Origin of the sequence: Kitasatospora sp. NPDC092948 (assembly GCF_044754805.1) — a bacterium.
Lineage (GTDB): Bacteria > Actinomycetota > Actinomycetes > Streptomycetales > Streptomycetaceae > Kitasatospora.
In genome coordinates, this window is the sequence record NZ_JBIVPU010000006.1 from 1 (window position 1) to 21248 (window position 21248).

The following is a 21248-nucleotide window of genomic DNA, read 5'->3' on the forward strand; positions in this document are numbered from 1 at the left end:
CGCACGGAACATGTTGCCGAGCGGGGCGGTGCCGAAGCCGAGCTTGCCGGGGAGAAGGTTCTTGAGGGTCATGGTGGTGCCTTTTCGAACGGAGGAGCCGGGGGACGGTGCATTCACCGCCCGGAGCGATCACAGCCTCGAAGGTTCAATGCAATCGCCCCTTACTTGCGTCGACAATAGTTGCTGACGCGGGCTATTTGCAAGTGGCGTCCGCCACCCGGGGACGCCGAGGCTTCCTCCACCGCCGCCAAGGTCCGCCAGCACGCGGCCTGTACCCGCAAAAAAGGGGCCCGGTCCGAGGACGAATCGGATGATCCGGCACCGGTTGCGAGGCACTCGGCCGGTCCTGGCGCGGGCCGAGCACCAAGGTCCACCTGGCCGGTCGACGGACGGGGCCTGCCGCTGTCGATCGCGCCGAGCGCGGGCAGCACCGCCGACTGCACGGTGCTGCCCGCCACCCTCGACGCCATCCGCGTTCCGCACGTCGAGGGCGGGCGGCCTAGGACCAAGCCCGATCGGGCCGTGGCCGACAAGACCTGCACCTCCCGGACGATCCGCCGCCTGCTCCTACCGGCTTCCCCGGCCGGCGCCGGGGGCCGCGAGCGTGGTCATTCCCCCATGCAGAGGAGGTACTGCCGTTGGGCCACAGCCGCGGGGAGGTACACCATGTTGACGTTGAGCGCCGCCCTGCACTGCTCCGACTTGGTCATCGGGGCCGGCAGGGCGTTCGCCTGGGCGCCGGTGGCGAGGACGAGCAACGGGGTCAGTACGGCTGCGGCGGCGACGGTGGCGGCGAGGCGGCGGATCTTCATGGGTGGGGGTTCCTCCTTCAGGACGGCCGGCCACTCCGGCGCGCCCCCACGCGGACGCTGCGCGGGGACCCGAACTCCCGGGCCCGGCCGGAGTGTTCGGCTCCGTAAGCGGCATCCTGGCAGCGCCGGCGAGCGCGGGACATCCCACAGATCTGGGATGTTTCAGGCACCCACCGCCACCGAGGCGAGACACCGCAACCGCACCGCAACCGGCCGCCCCCCGGAGTGCCCCGCATACGGTCGTCCGGCGCGGTTCCCGAACCGGCCTCCTCCGGCAGCGAGCGGGCCCGGTCGCCGTCACCGCCAACGCCCGTTGCCCTACTGGACGTTGTGCTCCAGCAGGTCCCGGGTGCGGTGCAGTAGTGCGTGCCGTACCTCGTCGGGTGCCAGGACGCACAGGGGGGTGGCGAGGCCGAGCAGGTAGCGGGCGAGGCCGTCCGCGTCGGGGCCGCCGATTTCGGCGATGGTGGCGTCCGGGCCGTCGGGGCGGTGGGTGCCGACGGTGGGCGGGATCAGGCGCAGTGCCCGGTCGAGCGGCAGGGGGAGGCGGATCGTCACGTAGAGGGGGTAGGCGGCGCGCGCGAGGGAGTGGGAGACCAGCAGGGCGGGGTCGGGCGGGTCGGCGAGTTCGACGGGGCGGCCGGTGGGGTGGATGCGGGCGACCCGGTCGGCGCGGAAGGTCCGCCACTCGTCGCGTGCCACGTCCCGGGCCACGAAGTACCAGTGGCGGCCGGTGCTGACCAGGCGGTAGGGGTCGACCTCCCGGACGGTGGCCTTCCCTTCCCGGTCGCGGTAGGAGAGCCGGCTGCGCTCGCCGCGTCGACACGCGGCGGCCAGGTCGAGCAACAGGCCGGGGACGAGCGGCGGTTCGCCGGTCCTGGGGGTGTGGGCGAGGGCGGCGTCCAGTTCGCCGAGCCGGTCGGCGATCCGGGGCGGCAGGACCTGACGGAGTTTCAGCAGGGCCGACAGTGCGGCCTGGTCGCCGCCGAGGACGCCGCTGAGCGCGGCCTCGCGCAGTCCCACGGCGACCGCGAGCGCCTCCTCCTCGTCGAGGACCAGCGGCGGCACGCGGTTCCCGGGGCGGAGCCGGTAGCCGCCCCAGGGGCCGGGGTCGGACTCGACGCCGTAGCCGAGTTCCCGGAGCCTGGCGATGTCGCGCCGGACGGTGCGCTCGGTGACGGTGAGCCGGTCGGCCAGTTCGCCGCAGGTCCACGACGGCCGGGTGGACAGCAGCGAGACCAGCCGCAGCAGCCGGGCGGAGGTGGTGATCACGTCCCGGAAGTGTGCCGTACGACCAGGACAGAACCTGTCCTGGTCGGGCCGTAGCGTCTGCGGCATGAGCACTGGGAACACCACTTTCCGCTGGTCGGCCGTCACCTTCGACTGCCCGGACCCCGCCGAACTCGCCCGCTTCTACGGCGCGGCCACCGGCCTGCCCGTCAGGTACGCCTCCGACGGCTTCGTGCTGCTCGGCCGGGACGACGCGGCCGGCCTGGGCTTCAACCGGGTGGCCGACCACCGGCCTCCGAGCTGGCCGGACGAGTCCGGGGCGAAGCAGGCCCACCTCGACCTGGGCGTCGACGATCTGGACGCCGCGCAGGCCCGGCTGGTCGCGCTGGGCGCCGTCCTGCCCGAGTTCCAGCCGGACCCCGAGCGCTGGCGGGTGCTGCTGGACCCGGCCGGGCATCCGTTCTGCGTGTCCGTCCTGGCCTGACGTCCGCAGGGACGGCGCCGGCCGGCTCGACCGGAGGCACCGGGCGGCTCGGCCGGAAGGCACCGGGCGGCTCGGCCGGACGGCGCCGTTCCGTTCGGCCGGAGGACGCCGTCCTGTTCGGCCGGAGGGCACCGTCCCGTTCTCCGTACAAGTCCGTACACCCACCCCTAGAATCCGCTTGCCGGGAAGGCGGGTTCACGACGCGGGGGGCATGGTGACCGAACAGCGGGGGGCGCTGCCGGATCCGGGCCGGGCAGGTGATCTGGCCGAGTTCGTCGGTCTGCTGGGGGAATTGCGGGCGTGGGCGGGGATGCCCTCGTACCGGGTGCTGGCGAAGCGGGTCGGGTCGCTCATGCGGCCGCCGCGCGTCCTGCCGACGACCACGGTGGCGGACACGTTCAAGGCCGGTCGGCGCCGCCTGGACCTGGACCTCGTGATCGCGGTCGTCCGGGCGCTCGGCGTGGACGAGGCCGAGGTCGGCAGTTGGCGCCAGGCCTGCATCAAGGTCCACTCACCGGCCAGGTCCGACGGCCCGGTCGGCGTGTTCGGCCAGTTGCCCACGGATCTCGCCACCTTCACCGGGCGCGGCGCGGAACTCGACCGGCTGATCAGGGCGGCGACGGACCGCCGCGAAGGCCTGGCCGCGAACACGGTCGTCATCTCCTCGATCGAGGGCATGGCCGGGGTGGGCAAGACCCAGCTCGCCGTCCACGCCGCGCACCGGCTCGTCCGCGACGGGCACTTCACCGATGTCCAACTGCACATCAATCTGCGGGGGTTCGACCCCGACCTGCCGCCCGCCGACCCGTCGGCGGTGCTGGAGGCGTTCCTGCGCCAGCTGGGGGTTCCTGCACCGCAGATCCCCGCCGGTCGCAGCGAACGGGCGGCGATGTACCGAGACCGGCTGCGGAACCGCAGCGCGCTGGTCCTGCTCGACAACGCCGCGGACGAGGACCAGGTCCGCGATCTCGTCCCGGCCGGCCCCGACTGCCTGGTCCTCGTCACCAGCCGCCGCAGCCTCGCCGGGCTCGACGGCGTCACCCCGCACCTGATCGACACCTTCTCCGACGCCGAATCCGTGGAGCTGCTGGTCCGCATCGCCGGCCGCGACCGGGTGGCCGCCGACCCCGAGGCGGCCGCCCGGATCGTGCGGTACTGCGACCGCCTGCCCCTCGCCCTCGCGCTGGCCGCCGCCCGCCTGCGGTCCCGACCGGCCTGGAGCCTGACGGACCTGGCCGACCGACTGGAGGAGGGCCGCCTGGCGGCGATCCGGGCCGGCGGCCGCGCGCTGCGCCCGGTCTTCGACCTGTCCTACCGCGGACTGACCGAGCCGTTGCAGCGGATCTTCCGCCTGCTCGGCCACCACCCGGGCCCCGACTTCACCCCCGCCATCGTGGCCGCGCTCGCCGGTGTCCCCGCCGACGAGGCCGAGGAGGCGCTCGAACTGCTCCAGGACGAGAACCTGGTCCGCCAGGGCAGGCCCGGCCGTTACGAACTCCACGACCTGTTGCGGGCCTACGCCGTCGACACGGCCGCGAGCAGTACGGCCGTCGAGGCCTCGGCGGCACTGGACCGGCTCGCCCGATGGTTCCTGTGCTCCGCGCACAGTGCGGCAACTGCCATGAACGCCCCCGGACTTCCCGAACCGGCCGCCGCCGGCGACCTCGCGCCCCTACGGTTCGACTCGCGCGAGGCCGCCCTGGCCTGGTTCGACACGGAGCACGCCAACCTGGTCGCCACCCATCGCGCGGCGGCCGAGCAGGACCAGTACGAAACCACCTGGAAACTGCCGATCGTTCTCGACCATTTCCGCAATCTCCGGTTCCACCGGACGCACAGTCTGGAGGCGCACCGTGTCGCGGTGGAGTCCGCCCGGGCCCGCGACGACCGGCCGGTGGCCGCCTGGAATCTGATGGGTGCCCACGCCTCGCTCCACCAACTGTCCCGGTTCGAGGAGGCGGAGGCGGTGATCTCCGAAGCACTCGGCATCTACCGGGAGTTGCACGACAGTCGGGGTGAGGGTCAGGCCCTGGGCGATCTGGGGAACCTCTACAACTCCACCGGCCGACCCGCCGAGGCGATCGCCATCCTCACCCGCAGCATGGCGCTCAACGAAGAACACGGCGACCGGCGGCGCGTGATGATCTGCCAGGTGAACCTGGGCGTCTCGTACTACCTGCTCGGTGATCTCGACTCCGCGAACACCTACTTCCGGCACGCCCTCACCGCGGCCCGATCGTGCGGTGAGCGCCGCGGTGAATGCGTCATCCTGAACAATCTCGGTGAGGTCCACCTGCGCCTCGACCAGGCCGAACGCGCCCATGACTTCTACTTCCAGGCACAGAAGATCTCCGACGAGTCCGGCGACCGCGACAACTACGGGACCAGCCTCTCCGGCCTCGGCGACACCCTCGACGCCATGGGCCGGACGGCCGAGGCCGTCTCCTACTGGCGGACCGCACACGCCGTCCTCTCCGAGATCGGCAGCCCGAAGGCCGCCAAGGTACGCGAGCTGATTCGGAAGAGCGAAGCCGACCCGAACCACCGCGACCCGAAGCATGCCGACCGGCACAACGGCGACCCGAAGCCCGCCCACCGGCACAACGACGCGCAAGGAACCGGGACGACAGACTGAGGCACGTGAGGCGCAGCAGCCCCCGAGAAACCTGCTGGCCCGGCATAAGGCGAGCTGCCATAGTGTCGCCGTGTCTGACGAATCGACAGAGCTGCCGGCGATGCCGGAATCGAAGTGGTCGGCCGGGTCCCTGCGGATCGTGAGCCAGACTCTCCGCGCGAGTGAGATATCGGTGCGGCTGGGCATCACCCCTGATCGCGAGTACGAGCAGGGAAGCCTCACAAATCCACGGAATCCGCGCAGCCGTCGGCGTGAGGCCGCCATCTGGATTCTCCGGAGCGGCCTGGAGAACGACCGGTGGCCGGAGGAGCACGTCGCCGTCCTCCTCCGTCATCTGGCCGGCAAGCGCGACGAATTGGCGAGCCTGGCCGCCGACTGCACGATGGAGTTGTACCTCGGCTACGGCAGTAAGAACGGCCAGGGCGGCTGCGCTTTCCCCGCCGCACTCCTGCGAGAGGTGGCGGACTTCGGCCTGGACATCGAGCTGGACCTGCACCCACAGGCCCCCGACAACTACGCCGGCGCCCATGAGACGGCCGACGCTCCTGACCTGACCGATGTCGAGGCAGAATGGGACGGCCCCTTCTACCGAGTCCGCAACGACGCATTCGAGATCCGCTTCCTTCCGGATCCGTACGAGCACCCCGACTACGTCTACAACATCGACGCCGAAGTCCTCCTCCCTGACGGATCACGGTGGAGCACGACATTCCTGACCATCGACGAAGTCGACCGGCTGATGAACCGGTGGGACGGCACCGGAGAGGTCCTGGGCAGCAGGCACTTCTCGTGCTCCGACGGCCTGATCGTCCGCTCCCCGGGCATCGCGGGAATGGTGGAGGCGATCGTCAGGCTGCTGGAGACCGGTGAGCTCCAGCACACCCTCAAACAACTCGACTGATCGGCGTCCGGTGCACGACCTCGACCTCGGGCCTCGACCTCGGCCACGACCTCGACCTCGGGCCTCGACCTCGAACATGAACATGAACGAACCGGGACCGTATAACGAGTGATCGCCCGACTGCCCCGCACGTTCTCAACTCACAGCGCTGCCGCCACCGCCGCCGCCGCGTGGATCCGCGTGGTCGGGAACACCGGCACCGGGCTGTCCTGCGCGCCGATGAGCAGTTCGATCTCCGTGCAGCCGAGGATCACGCCCTGCGCGCCGGCGGCCACCAGCTCGGCGATCACCTTCCGGTAGGCCTCGCGGGACTCGTCCCGGACGACTCCCACGCACAGCTCCTGGTAGATCACCCGGTGCACGAGTTCGCGTCCGGCCGCGTCCGGGACGAGGACCTCCAGGCCGTGGCCGGCGAGGCGGTCGCGGTAGAAGTCCTGCTCCATGGTGAACGCGGTGCCGAGCAGTCCGACCCGGCGAACTCCCGTGGCCAGCACGGCTTCTGCGGTGGCGTCGCCGAGGTGGAGCAGCGGGATGCCGACTGCGGCGGCCACCTGGTCGGCGACCTTGTGCATGGTATTGGTGCAGATCAGCAGCAGGTCCGCGCCGGCGGCCTCGACGGACCGGGCGGCGTCGGCGAGCAGTTCGCCGGCCGCCTGCCACTGGCCGGTGGCCTGGAGTTGCTCGATCTCCGCGAAGTCCACCGAGTGCAGCACGCACTTGGCGGAGTGCAGCCCGCCGAGTCGTTCCCGGGTCAGCTGGTTGAGCAGCCGGTAGTACTCCGCCGTGGATTCCCAACTCATGCCGCCGAGCAGGCCGATCGTCTTCATCGCGCCACTCTGCCACACCGGGCCCGCCGCCCAGCCCCGCCCGGACCGGCCCGCCCGGTCCGCCGCGCGCCCTCGCACGCCCCTGCTCCGGCGCTCGCACCTCAATGCGCCGGTGGTTCGGACGGTCGCGGGACGGTTTGCCGGGAATGCCCTCGGATGAACCAATCGCACGACCCGGGAGAGTGTCCGGTGACCGAAGTGATCCCCCCGAACGGCGACCCGACCGATCCGGTCGCCCCCACCGATCCGGTCGCCCCCACCGACCCGGGCACCCCCACCGTCGTGTTCGACGCCCCGTTCTCGGACGGCTCGCAGTGGGCCGCCGGCGCCACCTCCGCGTACCCGTCCACCGGCCGCAACAGCGGTGACAACAAGCTGGACCACCTGGTGCCGGGCTACGGCCCGGACGGCGACACTTTCACGGCGGTGCGGGAGAACCCGTTCAGCTGGCGGACGCCGCTGGTGACCACCGAGAACACCCAGGGCGGCTTCGAGCTCCGACCGAACGACGTCCTGGAGGCGCACTGCCTGCTGTCGGCCACCCAGGGCGCCTGGCCGGCGATCTGGACGTGGGGCCGGGACGTCGCCGCGGGCCGCTCGCAGCCCGGCCACGGCGAGGTGGACATCCTCGAGTACCACCCCGACCACCCGCAGATGCTGGAGCTGAGCAACCACGTCAACCCGGGAAGCCCCGCCTACCTGGACGGCCTGGTCACCCCCGGCACCTGGTTCACCGTCGACTGCCGCTTCGGCACCGACTCGGTGGTCTGGTCGGTGGACGGCCACCAGGTGCACGCGGACGGCCTGGGCGTCGGCGCCGACTGGCGGGCCTGGATCATCGTCAACCTCTCCGTCTCGGCCGGCCAGTGGGGCCACCTGCGCCCCCGCCCCGACGTCCGCCGGATCTCCTGGCAGGTCCAGGGCCTGCGCGTGCTGCGCAACACCCCGGCGCCGACCGGCACTTCAAACCGCTGACAGCGTGCGACGACCCCTGAGGTGCAACCCACAGGTTGCACCTCAGGGGTCGATGTGCAACTCTACAGTTGCACTCAACGGCGATGACAGAGGAGTGAGTCCCTCATGGGCGAGGACCGGATCGAACGCGAAATCCTGATCGCAGCACCCCTGGAGCGGGTCTGGTCGCTGGTGGCCCAGCCGGGGTTCTGGGTGGCCGACAAGGCGAGCCTGCCCGGCACCGTGGCCAGGGAAGGGGAGTCGATGACGGCGAGGAACGCCGAGCACGGCGACTTCCCGGTGCGCGTGGAGAAGGTTGAGCCGCCCACGTACCTGGCGTACCGCTGGACCAGCGCGTTCCCCGGAGAAGCGCTGCGCGAGGACAACAGCACCCTCGTGGAGTTCACGTTGACCCCGGAAGGCGACCAGACGCGGCTTCTCGTCGTCGAGAGCGGGTTCGCGACGCTGGCCGGGTCCGAGGAACTGCGCAGTCAGAACCTGAAGGACCACAGCGCCGGCTGGCCCCTGGAGCTCGACGCTCTCAAGACGCGCGCCGAACAGCCCTGCCCGTGACGGAAGAACGTCCCGGCGCCGGCGAGGTCGCCGGCAGTGTCCTCGGTGCGCTGGCCGACCCGACGCGACGTCAACTGCTCGACCTGCTCGCCGCACAGGGCGAGGCCACCGCGACGGCACTGGCCGAACACCTTCCCGTCTCGCGGCAGGCGGTGGTCAAGCACCTCGCCGTCCTGGACGCCGCCGGACTGGTGTCCGGCAGCCGCATCGGGCGCGAGGTGCGGTACGCGGTACGGCCCGCGGCGCTGGACGCGACGGCACAGTGGATGGCCTCGCTCGCGGCCGACTGGGACCGCCGGTTGGCGAACATCAAGCGCGTCGCCGAGGCAGCGGAGCGGGATGCGCATTCGACACACCCCGACTGAAGGGAAGCACGCTATGGACACGACAGCACTTCGCAGCGCCTACGAGCGGTTGCTCGATGCGGCGGCCGTCCCCGACCTCGGCGACGCGGACGACGGAGGATGGAACGCCGACCAGATATTGGCCCATCTCCTCAGCGTCGACGCCTCGATCGCCGCGGTTGCCCTGGCCGTCGTCGCCGGCTCGCGGCCCACCTTCGACAACCGGATCTCCCTCGACACCTGGAACCTCGACCGGATCATCACCGGGCACTCGGGCCGGGCGGACCTGATTGATCACGTCCGGAGCCAGGCCACGGTCCTGTGCGACATCGCCGATCGGCTCGGCGAGGAAGCCGCCGCGGTTCCGGTGCCGTCGCTCCTCCTGTCCAATGGCGCACTCATCCTGGACCAGCCGATTCCGCTGGCAAGCCTCATCGACGGCCTCGCCGAGAACCACGTGCCCGTGCACACGCAACAGCTCCTCGATCTCCGCGTCGCCGTCCCCGCACACACCTGAACGACGGCGGCTCACGTCGGCCTCGGCAAGCCCGTTCACAGGACGCTGCCGACGCCGTCCGTCTCGTGCGACTCGCCCTCTCGCGCCGCTTCGGCCTCGGCCAGCTCCTGCCGCAGCCGCTCGTAGTGGCTGCGGGCCATCTCCTGGTGCGTGGCCGACCCGCCGACCGACCCGCCCTCGACGTGGTGCAGCAGCGTCTCCGCGCCGGCGAGGAACTGCCTGACCGCCTCGATCGGGCGCTGATGGCCGCACAGCACCTCGTTGCCGTCCCTGTCGAAGACCTCGGCGGCGTCGGCGGTGTTCACCCAGACGCTGATGCCTTGATCATGAACGACCACGTCGAAGGGCGACTCTTCGGGCTCGCCCTCGGTGACGACCGTGAACTGCTCTCCGGGACGCATCCAGTGATCGGTGCCCCAGGGCTCCAGCCACAGGCAGAGCAAGTTCTCGGTGTCGTTGTCGACGCTCGTCTTCGGCATGGCAGCACCGTAGCGAAGCCGCCGCGGCCACGGGCGGCAGCCTGCCCATTACGGCATGACCGTCACACCCCACGAGCAGTGGGTGTGGTTCGGCGACCCGGACACCGGACCACGCTGGCCCGCACCGGCCTGACCCCACGCCAGGACAGCGTCACCAGCACGTCCGAACGACTCCCCCACCACGCCGCGGTCCGGGCCCGCCGCCCGGTCGCCGACCGGGCATCAACAGCCCGCCGTGCCTCAGAGGCAGCCCCCGTCGCACGGCCGCCGGGGCGCAATGATGAACTGGAGGGATGAGCACCGTCCTGAAAACCGTCGAACCACCGCTGCCGGGGACAGCTGTCGAGCGCCGCCCCGCCCCGGTCGTCCGGTGCCGTCGGTGCCACCGGCCGCTGCGCTCCCCCGAGTCCCGGTGGGAGAAACTCGGCAAGCACTGCGCCGATGAGCCCGAGCGCACCCGGGTGTACGTCATCGACCAGGATCAGCTGCCCGGCACCTGACCACCCCTGACCGACCCCGGCCTCCCCCGCCCCGCTGAAACCCACGCCCGGTCAGGACGCCAGCAGGTCAGGACCCCAGCACGTCAGAACGCCAGCGCGTCAGCGCGTCAAGGCGTCAGGACGTCAGGACGTCCGCGAGCTCGCAGCCGGGCACCGTCGCCGGGTGCACCGGCGGCCCGTCCCACTCGGCGCGGCGCTCGCGGTCCAGCACCGCACCCTCGAACACCGCCGCCCGCACCGCCCGCGCCAGTCGGGAGCCCCAGTGCGAGCGCGGGCCGCCGAACGGCTCGGCCGGCTCGCCCGCGACCGGCGTCCGCACGGCGATGCACACCGCGTCCGACGGGGTGCCGGAGCAGTCGCGACCGGCCTCCAGCAGGGCCTGCACCTTCGCCTCGGTGGCCGTCGCCAGCAGGTTCACCAGCCCGGCGTCCGCCACCGCCGCCGGGACCACCGCCAGCACATTGATCGTCCCGGGGATGTACAACTCCTCCCCCGGAGTGGAATTTGACGATGCGTCAGCTGCAGCGGCCCAGGTCGGCACGCCGATCCCGGTGGTGACCACGGCCGTCACGCCGCCGTCCTCCGCCCAGGTGCAGGCGTCCACCTCGGCGGCCGTCATCAGGCCCACTCCGGGGCCCACCAGGCCCTGTGCGGCGGCGAGTTCGGCCAGGTGCAGGTCCGGGTCCATTCGGCCGTAGCCGGCCCGGACCTGCGCGTTGAGCACCCAGTGACGCTCGCCGAGGCCGCCGCCGAGCACCCCGGAGCTGACCATCCGCCAACCCGGTCCGGCCCGCCACACCAGCAGGTGCCGGCACCCGCCGTCCTCCAGCCGTCCGGCCCGCTGCACCGTCACCGGCCGCCACCCGTCCACGCCCGCCACCTCCGCCTCCCGCTCCACCACCCGATCCAGCACCGCCGCCGCGGCTGCCGGAACGTTCCCGTCCGTCGTCGAACGGCCACCCAATCACACCGACCCGCCTGCCCGGCACCGGGATTGGCCGCGACGCGACCCGATGCGGCAGAGTGTCCGCCATGACCGCGCAGCCCTCCGCACCCGCCTCCGCCTCCCGCGCCCCGGTGGCCGGCGCCCGCCGCCGCCCGGTCCAGCAACGCAGCCAGGAGCGGTACGAGCGGCTGTTGGACGCCTGCGCCGGCCTGCTCGACGAGGTCGGCTCGACGGGGCTGACCACCAAGGAGGTCGCGCTCCGCGCCGAGGTGCCGATCGGCACCCTGTACCAGTTCTTCTCCGGCAAGGAGGGCCTGCTCGCCGCCCTCGCCGAACGCAACCTGGCGTCCTTCCTGGACGGCCTGGCCCGCCGGGTGGACGCCGCGGGGCGCCCGGGCGTCGCCGAGTTCACCGACCTCGCGGTCGAGGAGTTCGTGGCGATGAAGCGCGCCCTCCCCGGCTTCGGCCACCTCGACTTCGGCCTGGTCGACGCCGTCCCCGCCGAGATCGACGACCTGCACCTGCTGGACGCCGAGCTCGACAACAACGCGGCCGTGGCGCTGCGCCTGCGCACCATCAGCGGCGACCTGTTCGCCGCCCCCGGCTACGCGCTCGCCCTGCGGGTCGCCATGGAGTGCGCGGACGCCGTCCTCAAGCTCGCCTTCCGCGCCGACCCGGACGGCGACCCGCAGCTGATCGCGGAGTGCAAGCGCCTGGTCCGCAGCTACCTCGCCGCCCCGCCGACCGCCGACTGACACCCGCCGGGTGACCGGACCGCCGCGCACCGTGGGCTGACCGGTTCCGCCATTGCACCGCCCGGAGCACCGCCGCACAGTGGAAACAGGGGTTCGCCCCCGTCCCACCGGTCCCGGCCACCGGCCCACCGGTCCCGCCGAACCGCAGGAGCAGCGATGCAAGCCACAGTGGGAGACCACGTCCACATGTTCAGCAGGTCGGTCGGCATGACCGATCGCAAGGGTGAGATCGTCGAGGTGCGCGGCGCCGACGGCGAGCCGCCGTACGTTGTCCGCTTCGAGGACGGCCACGAGGGCCTCGTCTACCCCGGCCCCGACTGCCTCGTCGAGCACCGGCTCGCCGAAGAGCAGCGCTGATCCCGGGCCACGGCCCGGTGGGAGGAGCGGTCCCACTTGCCACCACCTCTGCCGGGCCCACTGGCCCAGCTCGCGCCGCTGCTGGACGACTACGGCTACCTGGCGGTCGGCGTCCTGGTCTTCTTCGACAACTGCGCGATCCCGGCGCCCGGCCAGACCATCCTGGTGCTGGCCGCGGTGTACGCGGGCGCGGGGCAGCTGTCGCTGCCCGTGGTGCTGACCGTCGCGGTGCTCGCCGCGTTCGCCGGCAACAGCGCGGCGTACCTGATCGGGCGCACCGGCGGCCTGGCGTTCGTCCACCGCTGGGGCCGCTACCTGCGGCTCACCCCGGAACGGATGGCCCGCGCCGAGGACTTCTTCCGCCGCCGCGGCACCCTGGTGGTCACCGGCGCCCGCTTCGTGGACGGCCTGCGGCAGACCAACGGCCTGGTCGCCGGGACCACCGGGATGCCGCTGCGGCGCTTCCTGCCCGCCAACGCGGCGGGCGCCGTGCTGTGGTCGGGCGTCTGGGCGGCGGTCGGCTCCTACGCGGGCAGCAACATCACCGCCCTGTACCGGCAGGCCGTCCGCTACCAGGTCCTGCTGCTGGTCACCGTCCTGGCCGTGCTCGGCCTACTCGTCTGCCGTGCCTGGCTCCGCCACCGGCGCCGCGCGCCGCAGGACGCCGGTGACCGGATCCCGCACCAGGACGGCGGTGAGGACGTTCCGGCCGACGGTCGACGCTGACTCTCCGTCAATAACGAGCGGTGATCTCTCTGTACGCCAACTCTGCCGTGCGCCATCATGTGGATCATGGTGCACAGATACGATTTCAGCGGTTCGTACGTGATCCGGCACGGGTGGACGCGGCTCCCCACCTTCTGCACCTTGAGCATGTCCGTGGCCATCGCGGTGTGCTTCATCCCCGGCTTCGGGCTGGAGCACCACGTCGAACTCCTGCTCAGCCCGATCGTGCTGCTCTTCCTGGTCGTCTGCTCCAGCCGCCGCAAGAGCGTGGAGTTCGATGAACGGGGGGTCACGCTCCACCACTTCTGGCTGCCCCGCCGCGCCGAGACCATCCCCTGGTCCGACGTCCTGGCCGTGGCCCTGCACCGCAGCGACCACTGGAGGACCGAGCTGGTGGTCTTCCGACGCACCGCCCCCGGGGCCAGCCCGTTCCGGGCTCCTGCGGACCACCCGGCCATGATCATGTTCAACCAACTCCTGACCCGGATAGACGATCCGGAGTTCGTCGAGATCTACCGGACGGCCACCCAGGTCCGCCGCGACACCAGCCTGTGCCGGGTCGACCCGTTCCTGCTGGCCTCCGCGGTCGCCCTGCTCGCCCCGGGCGTCCGCCACTTCGGCGAACTCGGGCGCCTCGACCTCGGCGACCTCGCGCTCGTCCTCAGCGAAGACACCGGCAGTGAGGACACCGCCAGCGGCCACACCGCCACCGGGAGCGACTCCGGTGACCGGCCCGAGGGGACGACCCCGGGGCTCAGCGGAAGTTGATCACCTCGAACGCCGAGGCGAACGTGGTGCCGAGGCGGGTACCGGCGATCCGGCCCATCGCCTCCAGGAACTCGGCGGCATTGGCCATGTCCCCGCTGAGGCCCGCCAGGTAGGCGCGGTGGGCCTCCAGTGAGGCGACGCCGGCCGCGAAGGTGTCCGTGATGTCCACGGCGTGCCGGCTGTCGGACGAGCCGGCCGCCCACACCTGCCGGACGCCGTTCCACGGCCGGTGGCCTTCGGCGGTGAGCTCGCGGAACACCCAGCGGTTTCCGGCATCCGGCACCGCGTCCAGCGCGGCCCGGCCGACGGCGATGTGGTCGGCCTGGTTGGGGAACCTCCCGCCGTACGTGTCCCGGAAGTTGGTGGTGATCACGATCTCCGGCCGGTGCCGCCGGATCGCCCGCGACAGGTCGCGGCGCAGCGGCAACCCGTACTCCACCATGCCGTCCGGATAGCCGAGGAACTCGACGGTGTCGACGCCCACCACCGCCGCCGACTCGACCTGTTCGCGTTCGCGGATCGGCCGACACTGCTCAGGCTCCATGCCGTCGATGCCGGCCTCACCGCTGGTGACCATCAAGTAGCTGATGCGCTTTCCCTGCGCGGTCCAACGGGCGACGGCGGCGGCAGCGCCGTACTCCATGTCGTCGGGATGCGCGACGATCGCGAGGGCGGTGGTCCAGTCCTCGTCCAGCGGGAGGTACGGGGGTTGCTCGGTGGGGTTGCTCATGGTGGCACCTTTCCTTGTTCCGCCCCGGGGTTCCGACCCCGAATTCGGCCCCGGCCCCGGGCTTCGGCCCCGGCCCCGGGGTTCGGGCGTTGGCCTCGGCGTCGGGCTTCGGCTTCGGACCCCGGGTTCGAGCGTTGGCCTCGGCGTCGGGCTTCGGCCCAGCGTTCGGGCTCCGCCTCGGCGTCGGAGTCGGCCCCGGGTTGGGCTCCGGCCCCCGGCCCCGGGCTTCGGCTTCGGCGTCGGCTTCGGCTTCGGCTTCGGCTTCGGCTTCGGCTTCGGCTCAGGGTTCGGGCTCCGCCTCGGCCCCGGCGTCGGCGTCGGAGTCGGCCCCGGGTTGGGCTCCGGCCCCGGGCTTCGGCCCCGGCCCCGGGGTTCGGGCGTTGGCCTCGGCGTCGGGCTTCGGCTTCGGACCCCGGGTTCGGGCCCGGGCTCCGCCTCGGCTTCGGCTTCGGCGTCGACCCCGGGTTGGGCTCCGGCCCCAGCCCCCGGACTTCGGCTTCCACCCCGGCTTCCGGCCTCGGCTCTGGCCTCGGTTTCGGCGCCGCGTTCGGGCTCCAACCTCGGCGTCGGCGTCGGCCCCGGGTTCGGGCTCCGGCCTCCGGCCCCCGCCCCCGGGCTTCGGCGCCCGCCCCCGGGCTTCGACTTCCGCCCCCGGATTCGGGCTTCGGCCCCGGGGGTCCGGTTCCACTCGGTCCTCCGTGCGGAACCGGCTTCGGCCCCCCGCGTTCGGTCCTGGGCTGGGCGGGAGCCGGTTGCACTCAGTCCGCCGTGCGGATCGAGTAGTTGAAGTCGGCGTGGCCGTAGTGCCGCATCAGCCGCATCCAGAACGGCATCAGCATCTCCATCCCCCGGGCCGCGTCGATGCCCCCGAGGTCGAGCACCCGCTCCGCGGGCCACCCGAACTCGCCGAGCAGCGCCGTGACCTGTGACTTCGCCTCGGCGTCCTCCCCCGCCACGAACAGCTGGTGCTCGCCGGGCACCCGGTCGGGCGCCACCATCACGCTCACGGTGACGGTGTTGAGCGCCTTCACCACCCGGCTCTCGGGCAGTGCGCGCTGGAGCTGCTCGCCGACGCTGTCGGTGTTGACCGGGTCGAGTGTCATCTCCCCGGTCGGCGAGAACACCAGCGGGTTCGAGACGTCCAGCACGGTCTTTCCGGCCAGGTTCGCCGGGCCGGCGAGCGCGACGGCGGCGGGTGCGACGGTGCCGCCGGTGGCGACGATCACCAGTTCGCCGAACTCGGCCGCCTCCGCGAACGTGCCGGCGTGCCCGCGCGGGCCGTTGCGTTCGGCCCAGTCGGTGGCGGCGGCGTTGCCCTTGCTGCGCGACCCGAGGGTGACGTCGTGGCCCAGTGCCACCAGCTTGCTGCCGAGGGTCTGCCCGACCGTTCCGGTGCCGATGATTCCGATCCGCATTTGCTACTCCGTCCCCGTTCGTCCCGCCCGCTTCGAACGCTTCGGACCGATCCCGAGAATCCGGCTTCGGAGCGGTCCAGAAAATCCGAACGCACCTTACCCGAGCGGCTGCTGACGCACAGTCAGGTTTCCCGACTCGCCCCTCCCGACGTACCCGCCCGGCGCACTCGCCCCCGTCCCCCCGCCCACCACCATGCGACCCCTGCCGCCCGAACGCCACCTGCGCCGCCCGCGCCGAGCCACACGGCTGCTTCGGCGAACCTGCCACACCGGGGAGCCGGAAAGCGCTTACCGGGTAGGGGTGGAAAGCGCGGAAAGCGCTTACCGAGCACCGCTCCAAACCGTTGACGACCCGACTGGAAAGCGCTTACCGTCGGCTGCCGGAAAGCGCTTTCCCACCCCCCTCACGGAGGCGTCGTGTCCCTTCCTGCCCTGTCCCGCCGCACCCTGCTCCAGGCCGGCACCGCCGGCGCTGTCGCGCTGGCCGTCACCGGCACCACCCCCACCCCCGCCGCCTCGGCCGCCTCCGCGGCCTCCGCGGCCTCCGCGTCCGATCCCTACGAGACGCTCCGACTGCGCTGGTCGGCGCTGATGACCGGCACGGGGTTCGACCCGGCCGCCGAGCCGTTCGGCTCCGCGCTGCGGGCGCTCGGCGATCGGGCCCGGGCGCAGCTGCAGGCGATGGCCCCGACGGCGGGGTCGCTCTGGCCGGACCTGCCGCTGGGCTCGGTCTCGGCGAACATCACCGGCAGCTTCGTCCGGCTGCGCACCATGGCGTTGGCGTGGGCGCAGCCGGGCACGGGGCTGACGGGTGACGCGGCGCTGGCGGCGGCGGTCACGGCGGGCCTGGACCAGCTGTGTGCGTCCGCGTACACCGCGACGGCGACGGCGTACGACAACTGGTGGGACTGGCAGATCGGTGCGCCGCAGGCGCTGCTGGACACCTGTGTGCTGATCGCTCCTCAGCTGACGGGCACGCAAACCGCAGCGTACTGTGCGGCGGTGGACCACGCGGTCCCGGATTCCAAGGTGGCCGCGTACTCGGGGACGAGCACGGGCGCGAACCGGGTGGACCTGTGTCGGGTGCTCGCGCTGCGCGGGGTCGTCGGGCGCAGCGCGGCGAAGCTGGCGACGGCGTCGGCGGCGCTGTCGCCGGTGTTCCCGTATGTGCTGACGGGCGACGGGCTGTACCCGGACGGGTCGTTCGTGCAGCACACCTGGGTGCCGTACACGGGTTCGTACGGCGAGGTGCTGCTGAGCGGGCTGTCCCGGCTGTTCGCGCTGCTGGCCGGGTCGTCGTGGGAGATCACCGACCCGCAGCGGCAGAACGTGTTCGACGCGGTGGATTCGGCGTACGCGCCGTTCCTGTTCAACGGTCTGGTGATGGACTCGGTGGTGGGCCGGGCCAGCAGTCGGGGTCTGCAGTCCTCGGACCTGTTGCACCTCCAGCAGGACGACCACGGTCGCGGGCACACCATCATCGGGCACATTCTGCGGCTGGCGGATTCGGGGGCCGCGCCGGCGGTGCAGTCGGCGCGGTGGCGGGCGGCGGTGAAGGGCTGGATCGGCCGGGACTACTACCGTCCGTACCTGTCGGACGCGGCGGTGGACGTACCGGAGTTGGCGCGGGCGCAGTCGCTGATGGGCGACGGTGCGGTGGCGGCGTCGGCGGAGCCGGTGGGGGCGCGGGTGTTCGCGATGGACCGGGCGGTGGTGCGCCGTCCGGGCTGGGCGGTGTCGCTGTCGATGTGTTCGGCGCGCACCACGTTCTACGAGACCGGCAACGGCGAGAACGTGCGCGGCTGGCACACCAACAACGGTCTGCTGGCGTGGTGGAACGCGACCACGGGCAACGGCCAGTACGCGGACGCGTTCTGGCCGACGGTCGACCCGTACCGGCTGCCGGGGACGACGGTGTCCACGAAGAAGCTGGCGGATGCGGCGGGCGGCGCGTGGGGGGCGGCCCGGCCGGACGGGGTGTGGGCGGGCGGGGCGAGCGACGGCGCGTACGCGGCGGTGGGGCAGGCGGTGCGCGGGCTGTCGTCGTCGCTGTCGGGTTGGAAGTCCTGGTTCCTGCTGGACGATTCGGTGGTCTGCCTGGGTGCGGGCATCGGCTGCGCGGACGGTGTCCCGGTGGAGACGGTGGTGGAGAACCGCAACCTGGGCGCGTCCGGCACCCATGCGTTCACGGTGGACGGGGTGGCGCAGCCGGTGACGCTCGGCTGGTCGCAGCAGTTCACGGGCGCGAAGTCGATGGCGATCGCCGGTTTCGGCGGGTACGTGTTCCCGGGCGGTGCGACGGTGAAGGCCAAGCGGGAGGCGCGGAGCGGCAGTTGGCACGACATCAACTCCGGTGGTACGTCGGAGGCGTTGACCCGCCGCTATCTGACGCTCTGGTTCGACCACGGCACCGACCCGTCGAACGCCGGGTACGCGTATCTGCTGCTGCCGGGCGCGGACGCGGCTGCCACGGCGGCCCGGGCCGCTTCCCCCACGGTGACGGTCCTCGCCAACTCGGCTTCTGTGCAGGCGATTTCGGACTCGGCGTCGGGCGTGACGGCGGCGAACTTCTTCGCGGCGGGCAGTGCCGGTCCGATCAGTGTCTCGGCGCCGTGCTCGGTGCTGGTCCGCGAGTCGGGCGGCACGCTGAGCGTCTCGGTGGCCGACCCGTCCCGGACGGTCGCCACGGTGCAGGTGACGGTGGCCCGGCCGGGCTACGTGGCGGCGGACCCGGCCACGGGTGTCACGGTGCTGTCCACGGGGTCGTCGGTGCAGCTGCTGGCGGAGCTGGGCGGCAGCCAGGGCGCGAGCCGCACGGTGACGCTGCGCACCTCGGGCGCCGGGTCGTCCGCCACCGCCGTGCTGCTCGCCCCGGTGCAGGACACGTACGTCCGGGACGGCTCGTACGCGGACGCCAACTACGGGACGGCGAACGTGCTGACGGTGAAGAACACCGAGACCACGGGCTCCGGTTTCTCGCGGCGGGCGCTGCTGGCCTTCGACACCTCGCAGTTGACGGGGACGGTGCGGCGTGCGGTGCTCTGGGTGCGCGGCGTGGTCGCGGACTCGGGCGGCACCGAGACGGACCTCCAGGCGTTCGCGACCGCGCCCGGCGCCTGGCAGGAGACCGCCGCCACCTGGAACCGCTGCCCGGCCCCGACCGCCGCGCTCGGCACGGGCCGGATCTCCACCGCCGCCGACTGGATCGCCCTGGACGTCACCGCGGCCGTCACCGCCGATCCGGCGCTCACCCTGACGGTCGGTCAGCCGGCCGGGCGGGTGGGTCTGGCGGTGAATCTCAACAGCCGGGAGAACGCCGCGTACCCGCCGGTGCTGCAGGTGGTCACCGGCTGATCCGACGCCTCTCCAGGCGCCGTGCCGACGCCGCAACTCCGCGCTGTGCGCGCGGAGTTGCGGCACGAACAAACTGTCGCCGCATCCCCTGTTCCGGTGAATCGCGGTTCGATTCGTTGTCGACCGATTGCCCTGCTCCTACCGTCGATCCATGGCAATACGTTGGCGTTCTGTCACCCGCGCCGCCGCAGTGACGGCGGCGGCCACCGGCGTCCTCGCCCTGTCGGCGGCCCCGGCCGCCGTGTTCTCCCAGTCCTGGGGCAGCGGCTCCTACCACGCCAGTAAGGACTTCGTCCCCTCCTCGGGCACCATCAGGATCGGCGGAAAGGGCTGCACCGGCGGTGCCGCCCGCAGCTTCTACGTCCAACTCGTCCGCACCCGCGACAGCTCCAAGGTGTTCTCCAGCTACAGCTACGGCACCGACGGCCGGCGCCACACCGACCCGCGCGGTATCGGCGTCAGCACCGGCACCTCGTACTACCTGCGCTGGTACGGCAAGGACAACGGCGGCAACGACGCGTCCGCCCCCTGCGCGTCGGCGTACACCGCGTAGCCCCCGACGGCCGGCCCCGGCGGCTCCCTTGCGCCGGGGCCGGCTGCCCGCCGCCCAGTCCCGGAGGAACCCGTGACGCCACGGCGCGCCCTCGCCGCCCTCACCCTGCTGACGGCCCTGCTCGCCGCCTGCACCCCGACCCGCCACCCGGCGCCGCCGGCCGTCGACGTCTCCGCCGCCGTCATTCCGGTCGCACTGATCGCCGCTGGGACACTGAACGGGGTGCCCTGGCAGGTCGACCTGGTGTCCGTGGCGGGCCGGCTCTGCACCCGCGCCACCGTCGACGACCGCCCCGCCGGCCAGGGCTGCGACCCGCCGGTCTCCCCGCAGTCCCCGCTGAACATCGCCCTGGACGCGGTCGACCCCCGCGTCCTGCTCGTCTACGGGGCCGCCGACCCCACCGTCACCCACCTCACCGCCACTCCCTCACGCCCCGTCCCCCTCACCGCCCCGTACGACGGCAAGTCCTTCTTCGCCTACGCCACCGCCCCCGGTGCGGCATCCGATCTCACCGCCTACGACGCGAGCGGCCGGGAAATCTCCTCGGCGGCCGACAAGATCCGTGATTTCGAGTCGCCTTGACGGGCCGCCGCCGCCGCCGAGTTGTGCGAGTCCCGCGTCCCAAGACTTTTCGTGACAGCGGAGGCGTTGCAGGCTAGGGTGCACCGATCATTCGCTTACGGGGGGATCGGCATGGGAGAGCTGCGAGGCAGCTACCGGGTGCACTTCGGACTGGCGTTGGCGCTCTGCGGGGCCGGTCTGTTGTGCATGGCCTCGACCTGGCTGCCCGACGAGTACACCGTGCCGAAGTGGCTCGTAGTCGGCTTGTCCGTCGCGATGTTCCCCGTCGCCATCGTCTCGTTCATCCGCACCTACACCAGCGGAGCCACAACTCACCTGATAAACCGAAACCATGGCGACCGGTTCATCAAGTACGTCCTGGCGCTGCCGCTTGCCATCAAGCTCACCTACGTGTTCATCGTCCTCCTGGCCGTGCTTGGCTTTGCCACCGGCGCCGGCGCGGCCAAGGATGCACAGGCAGACGCGTCGGGCTACTACTACACCTACTGGGACAAGACCGCAGACCCGCAGCACAGCGTCAGGGTGGAGCTCACCGAGCCCGAGTACCACGAGGCGCTGAAGGGCCAACTCCGGATCTTCAGCGCCGCCCCGCTCCTGTTCAACGGGCTCAGCAGCTTCCTCGTCCTCGCCTCCGCGTCAGCGGCCGCTGCCCGCACCCGGACGGCCCCGAAGCTCTCGTCCCGCTCTGCGGAGAGCCGCACGCGGTCCTGATGGCCGGCTCGGACGTCGACCGGGTTCTCGCCACGCCCGGCCTCGACCCGGGCGGCGAAGAGGCCGCGTGACCGTCCCGTTCAAGCGGACAGTTC

At 72.1% G+C, this 21248-nt stretch carries 23 protein-coding genes; 16 read left to right on the top strand and 7 right to left on the bottom strand.

The window, feature by feature from the left end:
• Positions 1 to 608 precede the first annotated feature (608 nt).
• Complete coding sequence (locus ACIQF6_RS19275) at positions 609 to 812, bottom strand: hypothetical protein (protein ID WP_400896430.1); 204 nt, start codon at positions 810 to 812, stop codon at positions 609 to 611.
• 318 nt (positions 813 to 1130) lie between these two features.
• Entirely contained in the window at positions 1131 to 2084 is a 954-nt protein-coding gene (locus ACIQF6_RS19280; RefSeq protein ID WP_400896432.1) for a helix-turn-helix transcriptional regulator, read from the bottom strand.
• Positions 2085 to 2148: 64 nt separating this feature from the next.
• Between ACIQF6_RS19280 and ACIQF6_RS19285 the strand changes: the two genes are divergently transcribed.
• The 3 genes from ACIQF6_RS19285 (at position 2149) to ACIQF6_RS19295 (ending at position 6062) form a co-directional block, all read left to right on the top strand.
• A complete protein-coding gene (locus ACIQF6_RS19285) occupies positions 2149 to 2526 on the top strand; it encodes a VOC family protein (protein ID WP_400896434.1) in 378 nt (125 codons plus the stop codon).
• Between the two features lie 211 nt (positions 2527 to 2737).
• Positions 2738 to 5161 carry an ATP-binding protein gene (locus ACIQF6_RS19290; protein WP_400896436.1) on the top strand — a complete coding sequence of 808 codons (2424 nt, stop codon included), beginning with the start codon at positions 2738 to 2740 and terminating at the stop codon, positions 5159 to 5161.
• Between the two features lie 139 nt (positions 5162 to 5300).
• Positions 5301 to 6062 carry a DUF4279 domain-containing protein gene (locus ACIQF6_RS19295; RefSeq protein ID WP_400896438.1) on the top strand — a complete coding sequence of 254 codons (762 nt, stop codon included), beginning with the start codon at positions 5301 to 5303 and terminating at the stop codon, positions 6060 to 6062.
• Positions 6063 to 6202: 140 nt separating this feature from the next.
• Here the strand turns inward: ACIQF6_RS19295 and ACIQF6_RS19300 are convergent, their stop codons facing one another.
• Positions 6203 to 6889 (bottom strand): aspartate/glutamate racemase family protein, encoded by a 687-nt coding sequence (locus ACIQF6_RS19300; protein WP_400896440.1) that lies wholly within the window; start codon positions 6887 to 6889, stop codon positions 6203 to 6205.
• A 189-nt stretch (positions 6890 to 7078) separates the two neighbouring features.
• Between ACIQF6_RS19300 and ACIQF6_RS19305 the strand changes: the two genes are divergently transcribed.
• From ACIQF6_RS19305 to ACIQF6_RS19320, 4 genes are all read left to right on the top strand, one after another.
• Positions 7079 to 7864 (top strand): beta-glucanase, encoded by a 786-nt coding sequence (locus ACIQF6_RS19305; RefSeq protein WP_400896442.1) that lies wholly within the window; start codon positions 7079 to 7081, stop codon positions 7862 to 7864.
• Positions 7865 to 7969: 105 nt separating this feature from the next.
• A complete protein-coding gene (locus tag ACIQF6_RS19310; protein WP_400896444.1) occupies positions 7970 to 8416 on the top strand; it encodes an SRPBCC domain-containing protein in 447 nt (148 codons plus the stop codon).
• Entirely contained in the window at positions 8413 to 8781 is a 369-nt protein-coding gene (locus tag ACIQF6_RS19315) for an ArsR/SmtB family transcription factor (RefSeq protein WP_400896446.1), read from the top strand. Before ACIQF6_RS19310 ends, ACIQF6_RS19315 begins: the two co-directional genes overlap by 4 nt.
• A 13-nt stretch (positions 8782 to 8794) precedes the next feature.
• Positions 8795 to 9277 (top strand): hypothetical protein, encoded by a 483-nt coding sequence (locus ACIQF6_RS19320; RefSeq protein WP_400896448.1) that lies wholly within the window; start codon positions 8795 to 8797, stop codon positions 9275 to 9277.
• Between the two features lie 35 nt (positions 9278 to 9312).
• On the opposite strand, the gene ACIQF6_RS19325 is transcribed toward ACIQF6_RS19320, so the two are convergent.
• Positions 9313 to 9756 (bottom strand): hypothetical protein, encoded by a 444-nt coding sequence (locus tag ACIQF6_RS19325; RefSeq protein ID WP_400896450.1) that lies wholly within the window; start codon positions 9754 to 9756, stop codon positions 9313 to 9315.
• Positions 9757 to 10049: 293 nt separating this feature from the next.
• On the opposite strand from ACIQF6_RS19325, the gene ACIQF6_RS19330 reads away from it, so the two are divergent.
• The gene (locus tag ACIQF6_RS19330; RefSeq protein WP_400896452.1) at positions 10050 to 10256 is read left to right on the top strand and encodes a DUF6011 domain-containing protein; all 207 of its coding nucleotides are present in this window, start codon (positions 10050 to 10052) and stop codon (positions 10254 to 10256) included.
• Between the two features lie 115 nt (positions 10257 to 10371).
• Here the strand turns inward: ACIQF6_RS19330 and ACIQF6_RS19335 are convergent, their stop codons facing one another.
• Entirely contained in the window at positions 10372 to 11136 is a 765-nt protein-coding gene (locus tag ACIQF6_RS19335; RefSeq protein ID WP_400897263.1) for an adenosylcobinamide amidohydrolase, read from the bottom strand.
• A 152-nt stretch (positions 11137 to 11288) separates the two neighbouring features.
• Between ACIQF6_RS19335 and ACIQF6_RS19340 the strand changes: the two genes are divergently transcribed.
• From ACIQF6_RS19340 to ACIQF6_RS19355, 4 genes are all read left to right on the top strand, one after another.
• Complete coding sequence (locus ACIQF6_RS19340; RefSeq protein ID WP_400896454.1) at positions 11289 to 11957, top strand: TetR family transcriptional regulator; 669 nt, start codon at positions 11289 to 11291, stop codon at positions 11955 to 11957.
• Between the two features lie 156 nt (positions 11958 to 12113).
• Entirely contained in the window at positions 12114 to 12314 is a 201-nt protein-coding gene (locus ACIQF6_RS19345) for a DUF1918 domain-containing protein (RefSeq protein WP_400896456.1), read from the top strand.
• A 36-nt stretch (positions 12315 to 12350) separates the two neighbouring features.
• Positions 12351 to 13040 carry a DedA family protein gene (locus tag ACIQF6_RS19350; protein ID WP_400896458.1) on the top strand — a complete coding sequence of 230 codons (690 nt, stop codon included), beginning with the start codon at positions 12351 to 12353 and terminating at the stop codon, positions 13038 to 13040.
• Between the two features lie 66 nt (positions 13041 to 13106).
• Complete coding sequence (locus ACIQF6_RS19355; RefSeq protein ID WP_400896460.1) at positions 13107 to 13808, top strand: hypothetical protein; 702 nt, start codon at positions 13107 to 13109, stop codon at positions 13806 to 13808.
• On the opposite strand, the gene ACIQF6_RS19360 is transcribed toward ACIQF6_RS19355, so the two are convergent.
• Both ACIQF6_RS19360 and ACIQF6_RS19365 read right to left on the bottom strand, forming a co-directional pair.
• Positions 13795 to 14538: a PIG-L deacetylase family protein gene (locus tag ACIQF6_RS19360; RefSeq protein WP_400896462.1), complete on the bottom strand. Its 744-nt coding sequence runs from the start codon at positions 14536 to 14538 to the stop codon at positions 13795 to 13797. The genes ACIQF6_RS19355 and ACIQF6_RS19360 overlap by 14 nt on opposite strands.
• Before the next feature lie 758 nt (positions 14539 to 15296).
• A complete protein-coding gene (locus tag ACIQF6_RS19365; protein ID WP_400896464.1) occupies positions 15297 to 15953 on the bottom strand; it encodes an NADPH-dependent F420 reductase in 657 nt (218 codons plus the stop codon).
• A 417-nt stretch (positions 15954 to 16370) separates the two neighbouring features.
• On the opposite strand from ACIQF6_RS19365, the gene ACIQF6_RS19370 reads away from it, so the two are divergent.
• The 4 genes from ACIQF6_RS19370 (at position 16371) to ACIQF6_RS19385 (ending at position 21153) form a co-directional block, all read left to right on the top strand.
• A complete protein-coding gene (locus tag ACIQF6_RS19370; protein WP_400896466.1) occupies positions 16371 to 19307 on the top strand; it encodes a polysaccharide lyase family 8 super-sandwich domain-containing protein in 2937 nt (978 codons plus the stop codon).
• Positions 19308 to 19458: 151 nt separating this feature from the next.
• Positions 19459 to 19860 (top strand): hypothetical protein, encoded by a 402-nt coding sequence (locus ACIQF6_RS19375; RefSeq protein WP_400896468.1) that lies wholly within the window; start codon positions 19459 to 19461, stop codon positions 19858 to 19860.
• Positions 19861 to 19932: 72 nt separating this feature from the next.
• A complete protein-coding gene (locus ACIQF6_RS19380) occupies positions 19933 to 20442 on the top strand; it encodes a hypothetical protein (RefSeq protein WP_400896470.1) in 510 nt (169 codons plus the stop codon).
• 111 nt (positions 20443 to 20553) lie between these two features.
• Positions 20554 to 21153 carry a hypothetical protein gene (locus tag ACIQF6_RS19385; protein WP_400896472.1) on the top strand — a complete coding sequence of 200 codons (600 nt, stop codon included), beginning with the start codon at positions 20554 to 20556 and terminating at the stop codon, positions 21151 to 21153.
• Positions 21154 to 21248 lie beyond the last annotated feature (95 nt).